Source organism: Roseateles chitinivorans (genome assembly GCF_050632145.1).
Classification (GTDB): domain Bacteria; phylum Pseudomonadota; class Gammaproteobacteria; order Burkholderiales; family Burkholderiaceae_C; genus Roseateles; species Roseateles chitinivorans_B.
Map to the genome: position 1 here is coordinate 2,069,382 of NZ_CP192577.1, position 14,709 is coordinate 2,084,090.

Annotated in this window: 12 protein-coding genes and 1 pseudogene; 8 read left to right on the forward strand and 5 right to left on the reverse strand. The window is 67.8% G+C overall.

The annotated features are described in order from the left end of the window. Positions 1-22 precede the first annotated feature (22 nt). Complete coding sequence (locus ACQ86G_RS09475) at positions 23-823, forward strand: enoyl-CoA hydratase-related protein (RefSeq protein WP_431260348.1); 801 nt, start codon at positions 23-25, stop codon at positions 821-823. Positions 824-881: 58 nt separating this feature from the next. Continuing rightward, positions 882-2,405, forward strand: coding sequence for a 3-hydroxyacyl-CoA dehydrogenase (locus ACQ86G_RS09480; protein WP_431260349.1), 1,524 nt, complete (start codon positions 882-884; stop codon positions 2,403-2,405). 102 nt (positions 2,406-2,507) lie between these two features. Here the strand turns inward: ACQ86G_RS09480 and ACQ86G_RS09485 are convergent, their stop codons facing one another. Together ACQ86G_RS09485 and pcaF are read right to left on the reverse strand one after the other, a co-directional pair. Next, a complete protein-coding gene (locus ACQ86G_RS09485; protein WP_088407692.1) occupies positions 2,508-3,344 on the reverse strand; it encodes an IclR family transcriptional regulator domain-containing protein in 837 nt (278 codons plus the stop codon). A gap of 575 nt (positions 3,345-3,919) precedes the next feature. After that, positions 3,920-5,119 carry a 3-oxoadipyl-CoA thiolase gene (pcaF, locus tag ACQ86G_RS09490; protein ID WP_431260350.1) on the reverse strand — a complete coding sequence of 400 codons (1,200 nt, stop codon included), beginning with the start codon at positions 5,117-5,119 and terminating at the stop codon, positions 3,920-3,922. Positions 5,120-5,319: 200 nt separating this feature from the next. On the opposite strand from pcaF, the gene ACQ86G_RS09495 reads away from it, so the two are divergent. The 6 genes from ACQ86G_RS09495 to ACQ86G_RS09520 all read left to right on the forward strand — a co-directional run bounded on the left by ACQ86G_RS09495 (position 5,320) and on the right by ACQ86G_RS09520 (position 12,154). After that, positions 5,320-6,618: an HD-GYP domain-containing protein gene (locus ACQ86G_RS09495; RefSeq protein WP_431260351.1), complete on the forward strand. Its 1,299-nt coding sequence runs from the start codon at positions 5,320-5,322 to the stop codon at positions 6,616-6,618. Beyond that, positions 6,615-8,777 (forward strand): putative bifunctional diguanylate cyclase/phosphodiesterase, encoded by a 2,163-nt coding sequence (locus tag ACQ86G_RS09500; protein WP_431260352.1) that lies wholly within the window; start codon positions 6,615-6,617, stop codon positions 8,775-8,777. The genes ACQ86G_RS09495 and ACQ86G_RS09500 overlap by 4 nt, the downstream gene beginning before the upstream one ends. A gap of 105 nt (positions 8,778-8,882) precedes the next feature. Further along, positions 8,883-9,236 carry a DUF1840 domain-containing protein gene (locus ACQ86G_RS09505; protein WP_431260353.1) on the forward strand — a complete coding sequence of 118 codons (354 nt, stop codon included), beginning with the start codon at positions 8,883-8,885 and terminating at the stop codon, positions 9,234-9,236. Continuing rightward, positions 9,237-9,914 carry a histidine phosphatase family protein gene (locus tag ACQ86G_RS09510; protein WP_431260354.1) on the forward strand — a complete coding sequence of 226 codons (678 nt, stop codon included), beginning with the start codon at positions 9,237-9,239 and terminating at the stop codon, positions 9,912-9,914. A gap of 83 nt (positions 9,915-9,997) precedes the next feature. Next, entirely contained in the window at positions 9,998-11,074 is a 1,077-nt protein-coding gene (locus ACQ86G_RS09515; protein WP_431260355.1) for a sterol desaturase family protein, read from the forward strand. A 126-nt stretch (positions 11,075-11,200) separates the two neighbouring features. After that, a complete protein-coding gene (locus ACQ86G_RS09520) occupies positions 11,201-12,154 on the forward strand; it encodes a porin (RefSeq protein WP_431260356.1) in 954 nt (317 codons plus the stop codon). Between the two features lie 93 nt (positions 12,155-12,247). On the opposite strand, the gene ruvB is transcribed toward ACQ86G_RS09520, so the two are convergent. From ruvB to ACQ86G_RS09535, 3 genes and pseudogenes are all read right to left on the reverse strand, one after another. After that, the gene (gene ruvB, locus ACQ86G_RS09525; protein ID WP_431260357.1) at positions 12,248-13,312 is read right to left on the reverse strand and encodes a Holliday junction branch migration DNA helicase RuvB; all 1,065 of its coding nucleotides are present in this window, start codon (positions 13,310-13,312) and stop codon (positions 12,248-12,250) included. Positions 13,313-13,340: 28 nt separating this feature from the next. Further along, the gene (ruvA, locus tag ACQ86G_RS09530) at positions 13,341-13,910 is read right to left on the reverse strand and encodes a Holliday junction branch migration protein RuvA (RefSeq protein WP_431260358.1); all 570 of its coding nucleotides are present in this window, start codon (positions 13,908-13,910) and stop codon (positions 13,341-13,343) included. A gap of 110 nt (positions 13,911-14,020) precedes the next feature. After that, positions 14,021-14,675, reverse strand: a pseudogene (locus ACQ86G_RS09535) (response regulator). Positions 14,676-14,709: the final 34 nt, after the last annotated feature.

Here is a 14,709-nt window from a genome sequence, read left to right on the forward strand (position 1 = left end):
CGATCACAACGGAGACGGCATCGTGGAGACCCTGCAGATATCGACCGACGCGCGTGGCGTGGCCCGCGTGACGATGAACCGGCCCGAGGTGTTCAACGCCTTCGACGAAGCCATGATCGCGGCCCTCGACGCCGCGTTCGAGCGGCTCGGGCAGGACCCCGCCGTGCGCATCGTCGTGCTGGAAGGCGCCGGCAAGGCTTTCAGCGCCGGAGCCGATCTCCAGTGGATGAAGCGTGCCTCCGAGGCGACGCAGGACTGGAACGTCGAGGACGCGCGCCGCTTCGCCGGCATGCTCGACCGCATCGCGCGCTGCCCGAAACCGACGATCGCGAAGGTCCATGGCGTGGCCCTGGGCGGTGGCGTCGGACTGACGCTGGCCTGCGACATCGCCGTCGCCGCGGCCGGCGCGCAGTTCGCCGTCAGCGAGGCCCGCTTCGGCATCCTGCCGTCGGTGATCGGGCCCTACGTGATCAACGCGGTCGGGCCGCGCGAGGCGCGCCGGCTCGCGCTGACGGCCAGCCGCATTCCCGCCGCCGAGGCGCTGCGGATCGGCATGCTGCAGGAGGTCGTCGAGAGCGACGCGGCCGGCGGCCTCGACGGTGCCGTCGAGCGCTGGATCGGCGAGCTGTTGATGAACGGTCCGCTGGCGCAGGCGGAAATCAAGACACTGTTCGCGCAACTCGAGGTCGGTCCCGTGACCGATCAGGTCCGCGAACTCACCGCGCAGACCATCGCCCGCGTGCGCATGGGCGCCGAAGCCAAGGAGGGCTTCGCAGCGTTCCTCGGCAAGCGGCCCGCGACCTGGGTGCCGGGCCAGGATTGACCGGCAGCGGCGCCGGAACCGGACCAGAACTGAGAACGACGACGAGACGGAGACAGCAATGACGGAATCGACGGGATCCTGGCGCGTCGCGACGGCACCGGCTGCGCAGGCGGCGGTGGCGGTGATCGGCGCGGGCGTGATGGGCGCGGGCATCGCGCAGGTGGCGGCGCAGGCCGGCCATCCGGTGCGACTGATGGACCTGCGCGAAGGCGCTGCGGCTGCGGCGATCGTGCAGATCGGCAAGGCGCTCGACGGACTGGTGGCCAAGGGCCGCATTGAGGCATTGGAACGGGAGGCGGTCATGGGCCGGCTCTCGCCGGCCGGCGCGACGGCGGACCTGAAGGACGCGGCGCTCGTGATCGAGGTGATCGTCGAGAAGCTCGAGCCCAAGCAGGCGCTGCTGCGCGAGCTCGACGCGCTGCTGCCGCCCGACGCGCTGATCGCGTCCAACACCTCGTCGATCAGCATCACCGCGCTGGCCAATGGGATGGCGACGCCGCGCCGTCTGGTCGGCATGCACTTCTTCAATCCTGTGCCGTTGATGAAGCTGGTGGAGGTCGTGTGGGGTGCGGAGACGGACCCGTCCGCCGCGCAGGCGATCGAGCAGCTGTCGCGCCGCTGGGGCAAGACGCCGGTGCACGCGAAGTCGACGCCGGGATTCATCGTGAACCGCATCGCGCGGCCGTACTACGCAGAGACGCTGGCGCTGCTGCAGGAGCTGGCCGGTTCGCCCGCGCAACTGGACCGGGCGCTGCGCGGCGCCGGCTTCCGCATGGGGCCGTGCGAGCTGATGGACCTGATCGGACACGACACCAACTATCTGGTGACGCAGTCGGTGTTCGAGGCCAACTATGGCGACAAGCGCTATCAGCCGTCGCTGGTGCAGAAGGCTCTGGTCGACGGTGGCCGGCTCGGTCGCAAGTCGGGCAAGGGCTTCTATGACGGCGTGCCCGCGGCGACGGCGCCGGCGAGCGGCACCGACGAGGACCTCGGCCCGATCACGCTGGCGGGGCGGGGCGCATTGGTCGAACGCCTCGGCGAATGGATGGCGACGCGTGGCGTTTTCTTCGACCGCGATCCGACGACGGACTGGAGCGGTGTCGCCATCGAGGGGCTGCAGCTGCACTTCACGCGCGGACGCTGCGCCGCGCAGCTGGCGCACGAGCGCCGCCAGCCCGGCCTGGCGGTGATCGACTGGCCGCTGTCGCCGGATCGCATCGACGGTCTGGCCGTCGCCTTCGCGCCGGGCGCCGAAGCCGGTCCGCGGGGGCATGCCGAGGCGCTGCTGCGTCGCCTCGGCTGGGAGCCGCTGGTGCTGCGCGACGTGCCTGGCCTGGCGGTCGCGCGGACGATCGCGATGCTGGTCAACGAAGGCGCCGATGCGGTCTGGCAAGGCGTCTGCGATGAAGCCGGCGCCGACACGGCGATGAAACTCGGCGTCAACTACCCGGCGGGACCCTTCGAATGGCTCGCGCTGCTCGGCGCGCCGTTCGTCGTGGACGCGCTCGACGGGCTCTTCGACGCGTACCGCAGCGAGCGTTACCGCGTCAGCCCGCTGTTGAGGCAGCGCCTCTGGGCCTGAAGCGCGGCCATTCCCTCCCGGATCCCGACCCGGACGCGGGCATGAAAAAAGCGACCCTCGGGTCGCTTTTCCATTGGCGCTTCGGAACCCTGCTCCGCAGCCTCAGAGCAGCATGCGCAGGTGCGCTTGCGCCTGCAGCAGCGGGGGCAGGCAGTGCTCGACCATCTGTTCCATGCTCATGCGGGTCGCGTGGACGCTGATGGCCATGGCGGCGACGGTGTCGCCCTTGTAGTTCTTCAGCGGCACGGCCACCGAACGCAGGCCTTGTTCCAGCTCCTGGTCGATCAGCGCGTAGCCCTGGGCGCGGGCCCGGGCGATCTCGATGCGCAGGCGCTCCGGGTGGGTGATCGTGTGCGGTGTCAGCGCGGTCAACTCCTGACGGGCGATGAAGGCGTCGACTTCCGCTTGCGGCTGTGCCGCCAGCAGCACGCGGCCGTTGCCGGTGCAGTAGGCCGGCACGCGGGTACCGGGTTGCAGCGTCGGGGACACCACGCGCCCCGCGCTCGTCGCCGAGATGCAGATCACGTCGTTGCCGTCCAGCACGCCGGCCGACGAGGCTTCCTTCATCGCGTACGCCAGCTTGTGCAGCTCGGGTTCGATGATGCGGGGCAGGCGGGCGGAGTGCATGTAGCTCTGGCCCAGGCGAAGCACCTTCGGGGTCAGCGCGAACATCTTGCGATCCTGCGAGACGAAGCCCAGGTGGGTCAGCGTCAGCAGGTAGCGGCGGGCCGCCGCGCGGGTCAGGCCGGTGCGGCCGGCGACCTCGCTGATGGTCAGTCTGGGACGTTCCTGATCGAAGGCTTCGATCACGGCCAGACCTTTTTCCAGGCCGGCGACCAGGTCGCGCTTGAGCGGACCGGTACGGACTTCGGCGTCAGGGGCGGGGACGACCGCTTGGATCGCGGTCAGTTCATCATCAAAGGCTCGTGCAGCGGACATGGCGGGGAGGGAGGACGTGCGTTTGACGCCCAAATCTGCTGGGCGTAAGCAGGTGATGTCCACGACTATAGGGACAACCCTGTGAAGAATGTTTGCCAGGGCAATTGTTTTATCCGCAAATCGCACGCATGTGCATCAATTTGGTGCATTTTCTGCGCACAGCGCCCCACCGCCTGGGTCAGGCAGCGTGAAAGGGCGTTCAGCGGGAAAAAGGTGCGCGAAACCGCGGTGGGTGGTCGCTAAGCAGGCGGTCAATAGTCAGACATCATGCTTGTCACCGCATACCCTACATATATGAGCGGTATGCGCCATCAAACGGAGCCAGTATCACATGCGATGTGCGATTGGCGCCTACGTGGTCCTACGTGCGCCCATGACTATTTCTTTGTCGATACCAACTTTTGGCTATAGGTCCAGCAACAGTGGGCGGCGAGCCCGGCGCTGCCGCGCCGCACCAAAATGAGGTCAGACAACCTGGGCGATTGCTGGAATCCTCAACGCTCCCAGGGCGCCGGTGCTCCGCCTTGAACAAGGGACAGGCAGCCGGTCGGCGCCGGCTGCCGGAACGATCGGTGTCAGACCCGCTCAATGACGATGGCGATGCCCTGACCCACCCCGATGCACATGGTGCACAGCGCGTAGCGTCCCTGGCTGCGATGAAGCTGGTTGATCGCCGTGGTGACCAGCCGGGCGCCGCTGGCACCGAGCGGATGGCCCAGCGCGATCGCACCGCCGTTGGGGTTCACGCGCGGATCGTCATCCTGCACCCCGAGGTCGCGCAGCACCGCCAGGCCCTGGGCGGCGAAGGCCTCGTTCAGCTCGATGACGTCCATCTGGGCCAGGGTCAGTCCGACCTGGGCCAGCACCTTGCGCGTGGCCGGGGCCGGGCCGATGCCCATGATGCGCGGTGCGACGCCGGCGGTCGCCATGCCGAGCACGCGCGCCCGCGGGGTCAGTCCGTGCCGCGCGATCGCCGCTTCGCTGGCCATCAGCAGCGCGCAGCTGCCGTCGTTGACGCCGGATGCATTGCCGGCCGTCACGCTGCCGTCCGGCCGGACGACGCCCTTGAGCCTGGCCAACGCCTCCAGGCTGGTGTCGCGCGGGTGCTCGTCCTGGCGCACGACGATGGCGTCGCCCTTCTTCTGGGGAATCGTGACCGGGCAGATCTCGGCGTCGAAGAAGCCGCTGCGCTGCGCGGCCAGCGCCTTCGTCTGGCTGGCAAGCGCCATGCGGTCCTGCGCCTCGCGCGCGATGTCGAAATCGACGGCGACGTTCTCGGCCGTCTCGGGCATCGCGTCGACGCCGTACTGCGCCTTCATCTTCGGATTGATGAAGCGCCAGCCGATGGTCGTGTCGTAGATCGCGTTGGCGCGGGAGAACGCCGTCTCCGCCTTGGGCATGACGAAGGGCGCGCGGCTCATGCTCTCGACGCCGCCGGCGATCATCAACTGGGTCTCGCCGGCGCGGATCGCGCGGGCGGCGCTGCCGACGGCGTCCATGCCGGAGCCGCACAGCCGGTTCAGTGTCACGCCGGCCACGCTGATCGGCAGGCCGGCCAGCAGGGCGGACATGCGCGCCACGTTGCGATTGTCTTCGCCGGCCTGGTTTGCGCAGCCGTAGAACACATCATCCAGCGCCTCCCAGTCGAGCGACGGGTGCCGCGCCATCAGGGCCTGGATCGGCAACGCCCCCAGATCGTCCGCGCGGAGGGACGACAGGGCGCCGCCATAACGCCCGAAAGGGGTGCGCTGCGCATCGCAGATGAAGGCGTGCATGAAAAGTCTCCTGTATCTTTATGAGAATGCGAGGTTCGGGGGATCATAGGGGGGCAGGAAAAACCTGTGACAAGTCGCACGGTCTCCCCGGGATCATGAGCGACGCCGTACGGTTGACGCGCTTTTGATTTAAGTTGCGCCCCTCCGCAGCCGATGCTGCTGACGAGGGCGTCCGAACCGGGACGCGGAACTACAAGAATATGAAGGACAGATCGGCCGATCCGCTCATCGATGTGAACCAGCTGAAAGTGGGGATGTTCATCCATCTCGACCTCGGCTGGATGTCGCATCCGTTTCCGCTCAGCAGTTTCAAGCTGAGTTCGGAAGAGCAGTTGCTGATCCTGCGCCGCCTGGGCCTCAAGCAGGTGCGTTGGAGTCCGGGCAAGAGCGACCTGCCGCTGGAAGCGACGCCGATGCCCGCGCCAGCGCCCGCCGCGGCCGTCGTCGAGGAGAACCGCAGCGCCGAGGACGAAGTCCGCGAACGCCATCGCCGGCTGCTGGCGGAGCAGCGCGATGCGCTGCTGCTGTGCGAGCGCCAGTACGCCGAAGCGGCCACCGCCTTGCGCGACCTGATGGACCTGGTGCCGCGGGAGCCGACCGATGCGAAGGACCGGTCGTCCGCGTTGTCCCGCGCGTTGCTGGACAAGATGCTGGTCGAGGGCGACATCAATATCCGGCTGCTCAACGAGGGGGCCGGCGACCGGGGCACCGCGCACGCGCTCAACGTGGCCGTGATCGCCCTGCTGCTGGGCCGGGCCTTCGGCCTGGGGCGAGACGAGATGCTGGACCTGGGCCAGGGGGCGCTGCTCCACGACATCGGCAAGATGGAGTTGACGGCCCGGTTCCGTCATCGTGACGACAGCTTCACCGCCGCCGAGGTCGCGGCCTACCAGCAGCACGTCGCCAAGGGCGTGGCGCTGGGACAGAAGATGGGTGTCGGTGCCGGTCCGCTCCTGATCATCGCGCAGCATCATGAGCACGCCGACGGCAGCGGTTTCCCGCAACGCCTGAACGCCGACCGGATGAGCATCGGTGCCCGCATCGTGGCGCTCGTCAACCGCTTCGATGGCCTGTGCAACCCCCTGCTCAGTTCAAAGGCGATGACGCCGCACGAAGCGCTGTCGCTGATGTTCGCGCAGGGGCGCAGCCGTTTCGACGCCACCATGCTCAACGCCTTCATCCGGATGATGGGCGTGTACCCGCCGGGTTCCGCGGTGCAACTGACCGACGACCGCTACGCGTTGGTCGTGGCCGTCAACTCGTCGCGCCCGCTCAAGCCCAAGGTCATGGTCCACGACCCGAAAGTGCCGCGAGACGAGGCGCTGGTGCTCAATCTGGAAGAGCTGCCCGACCTCGGCATCCGCCGCAGCGTCAAGCCGCAGCAGTTGCCGCGCGCCTCGCTGGATTACCTCAGCCCGCGCAGCCGCATCGCCTACTTCTTCGAATCTGCCGGCCAGATGTCCACGCCGCCCTCGCCCCCCGGGGAGATGGCGGCGTGACTGCTGTGACCCGAGCCGCCGCCGCGACCCCCGCGGCGTTCAATGCCGCGTTCCTGCCGTTGATCGACGGCCTGCAGGAGGCGGTCTGGCTCGTCGACGCGCGCACGCATGGCGTGGTCGCGGTCAACCAGGCCTCGCAGCAGCTGTTCGGACTGCAGGCGAAGGACCTGGTCGGTCGCAGCATCGAATCGCTGGCGTCGACGCCGGAAGATGCGCTGTTCTGGATGGATGCCGCGATCGGCCGCCGCGAGAGTCTGCACACCGACACGATGATGCGTCACGCCGACGGGCGCATGCTGTGGATCTCACGCCGCATCAGCCATGTGGCGCAGGCGCAGGACGACGGCCTCTGGCTGATCGCGATGCGCGACCAGACCCAGCAGCGTCAGCACGACGAGGAGCGCGAGACGCTGCTCGCCGAGCTCCGGGCCACGCTCGAATCGACTGCGGACGGCATCCTGGTCACGGACCTGGCCGGCCGGATCCGCAGCTTCAACCAGCGGCTGGCGTCGTTGTGGGGCATCCCGGAGGACCTGCTCAACGACCGCAACGACGACGCCGTGCAGGCGTGGATGCGGCGCAGCGTCGTCGACGGGGCCGCCTATGCGATGCGGCTGGGCGCGATCCAGGAATCGCCGCTGCTGCACACCAGCGACAACCTCAAGCTCATCGACGGGCGCGTGCTCGAGCGCGTCTCGCTGCCGCAGTGGAGCCGGGGCCGACCGATCGGCCGTGTCTACTCGTTCCGCGACCTCAGCGAGAAGCTCGCCGCCCACCAGCGCATCGAGGAGCTGTCGCACAACGACATGCTCACCGGGCTGCCGAACCGCCGCGCGCTGATGGAGCGCGTCGACTACGCGCAGGCCATGGCCCGTCGCGAGGCGACGCCGTTCGCGCTGCTCAACGTCGACCTCGACCGCTTCAAGCAGATCAACGACACGCTGGGTCATTCCTATGGCGACCGCGTACTGAAGGAGGTGGCGTTGCGGCTGAAGGAGTCGCTGCGCGAGGTCGATACCGTCGCGCGGCTCGACGGCGACGAATTCGCGCTGCTGATCCACCAGGCCGACGTCCGCGGTGCGGAACACGCGGCAAGGCGCGTCCAGGAGGCGATGTCGCGGCCTTTCTGCTTCGACACGCTCAGCTTCACCGTCACCTGCAGCACCGGCATCGCGCTGTTCCCGGGCGACGGCGCGAGTGCCGAGGAACTGCTCGCCAGCGCCGAGCGCGCGATGCACTGGGTCAAGGAGAGCGGCCGCAGCGCGTTCCGCTTCCACCAGCCGCGCAAGGACGTGGACCTGCTGTCGCGCATGCGGCTGGATCACGCGATGCGCCAGGCGCTGCAGGAGCACGAGTTCCGGCTGCACTTCCAGCCGCAGGTCTCGCTGGAGACCGGCGAACTCGTCGGTGCCGAAGCGCTGATCCGCTGGCGCGACCCGCTGCGCGGCGACGTGCCGCCGTCCGAGTTCATCCCCGTGGCCGAGGAGAGTGGCTTCATCGTCTCGATCGGCCAATGGGTGCTGCAACAGGCGGTGGCGCAGGCTGCGGCGTGGCTCCAGAAGGGACTGCGCGTGCCCGTGGCGGTCAACGTGTCGGCGCTGCAGTTCCAGCAGACCCAGTTCGTCGAACAGGTCGCGCAGGCGCTGCGCGCCTACGACCTCCCGCCGTCGCTGCTGGAGCTGGAACTGACGGAATCCGTGCTGCTGCGCGATGCCGAGGAGGCGCTGCATCGGATGGAGGCGCTGTCGGAGCTCGGCGTGCTGATGTCGATCGACGATTTCGGCACCGGCTACTCGAGCCTGGGGTACCTGAAGCGCTTCCCGATCCAGCGGCTCAAGATCGATCGCAGCTTCGTGCAGGGGTTGCCGGGCGACGCGAGCGACGCCGGCATCGTCAATGCGATCGTGCAGATGGGGCGGGCGCTCAACCTGAAGGTCATCGCCGAGGGTGTCGAGACCGACGCGCAGCGCGATTTCCTGGCCCGCTGCGGCTGCCACGAGTACCAGGGCTTCCTGTGCGCGCCGGCGCTCGAGACGCGTGCCTTCGAAGAGCGCCAGGCCCAGATCGCCGCACAGGCCGAGGCCGCCAGGCTGGCGCGTGAGCAGGCGGTGGCACCTCGTGCCGCGCGGGCCTCCGTGCACCTGTTGCGCGGCGGCTGATCCTTCCGGCGCCGGGTGCGCATCGGGGTCGACCCGGACGCAGGGCCGGGACGGGCTCGGGAGACCTCTCCACTGCCTCGCGCGCGAGGGCGGCACAATGCATCGATGGCCGACGTCGACGGCCGGGAGACACACGTGCTGTACAAGTTCAAGTCGAAGGCCGGGGCTGACGTCATCATGTTGGCCGCTCATGGCGATCAGGCGCTGCAGGCCCTGGGCCGCGGACCGGCGCCTCAAGGAATCCTCCAGGCGGCGGACCTGTCCGCACTGATCTCGCAGGGCGAGTCGGCCATTGCGGAGGAGCAGCGCTCGTTGGACCGCGCCGCCCAGGAAGCCCAGGCCGAAGGCCGCAAGCCGCCGCCCAAGCCCGAGGTCACGTTGCGCCAGCGCCTGTGGCCGCTGCTGGAACTGATGCGCGCCGCGCAGGCCGCAGACACCGATGTGGTCTGGGGCGTCTGAGTGGACTCGACCCTGATCCTGGCCATCCGGCATGGCGAGACCGCCTGGAACCGAGAGGGCCGGCTCCAAGGCCATCTGAATCTGCCGCTGAACGCGTTGGGCGAGCGACAGGCCGAGCGGCTCGGGGCCGCGCTGGCCGATCATCCGATCGACGCCATCTATGCGAGCGATCTGGACCGCGCCGCGGTGACGGCCCGGCATCTGGCGGCACCGCACGGCCTCGAGGTCCGCCTGGATGCGCGTCTCCGGGAGCGCGCTTTCGGCCTCCATGAGGGCAAGCTCTGGACCGAGATCGAATCCGGATTTCCCGAGGATGCCCTGCGCTGGCGCCGGCGCGATCCGGACTTCGAGCCGCCCGGTGGGGAAAGCCTGGTCACGCTCTACGCCCGCTGCATCGCCGTCGTGTCCGAACTGGCCGCGGCGCACGCGGGGCAGACGATCGCGGTCGTCGCTCACGGCGGGGTGATGGATTGCCTGTATCGCGCCGCCACCCGTATCGATCTTCAGGCGCCGCGCAGCTGGGTCCTGGGTAACACGAGCGTGAACCGGCTGCTTCATTCGCCGCAGGGATTCAGCCTGGTCGGGTGGAACGACGATCAGCATCTGCAAGGCTTGGCGTTGGACGATCCCGGCGTCCCGGGCTTCATGCCCGCCGCGGTCGCGACCGCCAAGGCCTGAGCGCGTGATCGCCGGCTCCCACGAGGGCCGGTGGCCGCGGACATCGACAGAAGCGCCGCATCGAGCGCTCATCGAGGAGACACATGACCGACGCACAGATCATCGTGCTGGCCACGCCGGTGTTCTTCGCCCTGATCGGGCTCGAATACTGGATCGGCCTGCGCCGCGGCCGCAACACCTACCGGCTGAACGACGCCGTGAGCAGCATCGCGCTGGGCATGCTCAGCCAGGTGGTGGGCGTGCTGACGAAGCTCTTCACGCTGGGCCTGTACACGTGGGTGTTCGAGCGCATGGCGCTGACCCGCCTGGACGCGGGCGCCTGGTGGGTCTGGTTGCTCGGGTTGCTGTTCTACGACTTCCTCTATTACTGGCACCACCGGCTCGGTCACACGACCGCGCTGCTGTGGGCGGCGCATGCCGTCCATCACCAGAGCGAGGACTACAACCTCTCCACCGCGCTGCGCCAGACCGGCAGCGGCTGGCTGGTCGGCTGGCTCTTCTACATGCCGATGGCGATCCTCGGTTTCCCGCCGCTGGTGTACGCGGTCGTCGCGCTGATCGACCTGCTGTACCAGTTCTGGGTGCACACCCAACAGATCGGCAAGCTCGGCTGGTTCGACCGCTGGTTCTGCTCTCCCTCGAACCATCGTGTGCATCACGCCGTCAACGATCCCTATCTTGATCGCAACTACGGCGGAATCCTCATCATCTGGGACCGGATGTTCGGCAGCTTCCAGGAGGAGCTGGATCACGAGCGCTGCGTCTACGGCACCCGGGATGCCCTGCAGAGCTGGAACCCCTGGACGGCGAACGTGCAGGTCTACGCCAAGCTGCTGTCCAAGACCCGGCGCACGCCCCGCTGGCGGGACAAGCTGCGGTTATGGTGGGAGCCCGCGCATTGGGAGCCGGGCCTCGGTGCCCGCGTAGCGCCCGGATATGACCCGCACACGCGGCCGCTGTTCGACCCGAAGATCGCGTCCTCGCACGCCTGGGCGGCGGGAGCGATGTTCCTGCTGCTGCTCGGCGCCGTCGCGCTGTTCCTGTGGAACGCCCACCGGCTCGGCCCGATCGAGCAGATCGCCGTGCTCGCCGGACTTCTGGCGGGGCAGGTCCTGACGGCACGCCTGCTATCACCCACCGGCCCCCTGGTTCACCCCTAACGGGGAACTGTTGCAATTTTGCGTCGGGCGTTATGGGTGCGTGCAACGCACTTCTATACTCCGCACACCTTGCAGTAAAGCCATTGAGCCAGACCGGCTGAAACCTCCAACTGGATGAAGGTGGGTATGAAAAAGATTGCATTCGCTGCGGCCATCGCGGCTCTTTCCGCTCCCGTGTTCGCGCAGAGCTCCGTCACGCTCTGGGGTCGTATCAACACCTCGGTGGAAAGCATCAAGACCGGCAACAACGACCGCGTCGCTTCGGTGATCAACAACAATTCCCGCCTGGGTTTCAAGGGCACGGAAGACCTGGGCAGCGGCCTGAAGGCCAGCTTCGCCCTGGAACACGGCCTGAATTCGGATGACGGCCGCGCCACGAACTCGGCGTTCTGGAACCGTGAAGCCAGCGTGCAACTGGCCGGTGACTTCGGCGCGATCCGCCTGGGTCGCTGGACCCCCGGCTCGTACTACGCCACGGCCGACTACGTGTCGATGCACAACCACGACACCGGCACGTCGGAAGACAAGCTGTACTCGGGCGCCGGTTTCACGCAGACCAACAAGGTGGGCTACTTCACCCCGAACGTCAGCGGTTTCAACGGCGAGTTCACGCTGCACGCCGGTGAAGGCGTCGACCCGCGCGGTTACGACGTCGCCCTGAACTACGACCAAGGCCCGATGCACCTGGGTGCCGGCTACAGCAAGCAAGGCAGCGCCAAGCAGTACGCGATCCGCGGCCTGTATGAACTGGGCGCCTTCACCTTCGGCGGCTACGCGCAGCGCGAAGAGTCGGGCACGCCGCAGTCGCCTGGTGCGAAGGACGCGCGTTGGATCGGCCGCGCCGCCGTGATGTACACGCTGGGCCAGTCGGAATTCCACCTGAACGTCGGTGGCACCAAGGCAGGCGCCTACTCGTTCAACAGCGGTCGCAGCGGTGGCAAGCAGTACACGGTGGCCTACAACTACAACCTGAGCAAGCGCACCAAGGTGTACGCGTTCTACACCGCCGTGGATGCGAACACGCCGAACAAGCGCGACGACCTGAGCTCGTTCGCCCTGGGCGTCCGCCACAACTTCTGATCTCCGGATCACGAAGCAGAAAGGCGCTCCTCGGAGCGCCTTTTTCATTGCTGCATCGGTGAGTCCCCGGCGCGTGGCCCGGGCTCGCCGCCTTCATTCGATGTCGAACAACTGCCCGGCCTGCTTCGGCGGTGCCACGCCGAGATGGCGATATGCCGCCAGCGTGGCGATCCGTCCCCGCGGGGTGCGTTGGAGGAAGCCCTGCTGGATCAGGTAGGGCTCGATCACATCCTCGATGGTGCCGGGCTCCTCGCCGATCGCCGCGGCGACGTTGTCCAACCCCACCGGCCCGCCGTCGAAGCGGTGCACCACCGCCTCCAGCAGCTTGCGGTCCATCAGGTCGAAGCCGAGCGGATCCACGTCGAGCATGGCCAGCGCCTTCTCCGCGATCGCGCGGGTGATCGTGCCGTCGGCCTTCACGTCGGCGTAATCGCGGACCCGCCGCAGCAGCCGGTTGGCGATCCGCGGTGTGCCGCGCGACCGTCGTGCGACTTCGAGGGCGCCGGCCGGCTCGATCGGCGCGCCGAGCAGCGACGCGGATCGCGTCACGATGCGCTGCAACTCCTCGGCCGTGTAGAACTCCAGCCGCGCGACGATGCCGAACCGGTCGCGCAGCGGGTTGGTCAGCATGCCGGCGCGCGTGGTCGCGCCGACCAGCGTGAACGGCTGCAGGTCGAGCTTGATCGACCGGGCCGCCGGACCTTCGCCGATCATGATGTCGATCTGATAGTCCTCGAGCGCCGGATACAGGATCTCCTCGACGACCGGTGAGAGCCGATGGATCTCGTCGATGAACAGCACGTCGTTGCGTTCGAGGTTGGTCAGGATGGCGGCCAGGTCCTTGGGCTTCTCCAGTACCGGTCCGCTGGTCTGCCGCAGGTTGACGCCCAGTTCCGCCGCGACGATGTGGCTCAGCGTCGTCTTGCCCAGCCCGGGCGGTCCGAACAGCAGCACATGATCGAGTGCCTCCCGCCGCTTTTTCGCGGCGCCGATGAAGATCTCCAACTGCTCGCGCGCCTTGGTCTGGCCGACGTACTCGTCGAGCAGCTTGGGTCGCAGCGCCCGCTCGATGGCGTCCTCGTTCGGCGACGCGGGTTGCGCGCTGATCAGGCGGGCCTGCTGCGGTGCGGGCGTGAAGTCGTCGGTCTGGATGCTCATGGTGGGAGGGTACGCCGCGCGCGCGGATTCATGACAGGTGCTTCATCGCCAGCTTGATGCCCTCGCTGACACCGATGCCTGGCGGCAGCGTCTTCAGTGCGGAACCGGCCTCCTTCTCGCTGTAGCCCAGCGCGACCAGTGCCTGGAGGATGTCGGCCTGCGCATCGTCGGCCACCGACACCGGCAGCGACAGGTCGGGACTGAGCTTGCCCTTGAGTTCCAGCAGCAAGCGCTCGGCGGTCTTCTTGCCGATGCCCGGCACTTTCACCAGTCGACCGGCTTCCTGCTTGGACACGGCCTGCGCCAGGTCACCGACCGACATGCCGGACAGCAGCGACAGCGCCATCTTGGGGCCGACGCCGCTGATCTTGATCAGGAGACGGAAGGTGCTGCGCTCCTCGGCGGTGAGGAAACCGAAGAGGACATGCGCGTCCTCGCGGATGCTCAGGTGCGTCAGCAGCGTGGCGCGTTCGCCTAGCCCCGGCAGATTGAAGAAGGTGCTCATCGGCACGTCGACTTCGTAGCCGACGCCTTGCACGTCGATGACAACCTGCGGGGGCGATTTTTCCGCGATGACGCCGGTGAGCTTGCCGATCATGGGCGCGGATTATCCGCGCTCGGCGGCGTTTCGACGGCAGATCGCTGGATGTTTGTCCAGTATTTTCCCGAGGCGCATGGGCGCGCGCCGGATCCTGCGCGCGGAGTCGCTCAGTTCCTGCCGAAAAGGCCCAGACGCTGCGCTTCCAGCGCGGCCTCGGCGCGCGAGCTCACGTTGAGCTTGCGGTAGATCTGCTTCACATAGTCGGCGATCGTGTGGCGCGACAGGCCCAGCTGCACGCCGATCTCCGGCAGCGTGAAACCCTTCGCGACGCGCAGCAGGACCTCCGTCTCGCGGTCGGTCAGCGAGACCTCGTGCAGCACCTGGAGCCGCCTGCGGCCGGCGTTGCGACGTGAAGTAGGCGATGACCTTGCGGGCGATCGACGGGGACAGCGGCGGCTCGCCCTGGCTGATGCGTTGCAGCTGCTCGACCAGCAGTTCGCGCGACTGTTCCTTCAGCAGATAACCGAAGGCGCCAGCCTGCAGGGCGGGGAAGAGGTGCTCGTCGTCGTCGTGGATCGTGACGATCACCGACTGGACTTCCGGCTGCTTCTCGCGCAGCGCGGAGATCACGTCGACACCGGAGCCGTCCGGCAGGCCCAGGTCCAGCAGGGCCAGCGTGAAACGCTGCGAGTTGACCTGCTGGAGCGCGTCCTGCACCCGGGAGCATTCGGTGACCACCGCGTTGGCGAAGACCTGTTTGACCAGGACCTTGAGCCAGGCACGGATTTCGGGAATGTCTTCGAGGAGCAGGATGTGGTTCATGGCGCGGATTCTTGCTCAGGAAAGCAATGCCGGC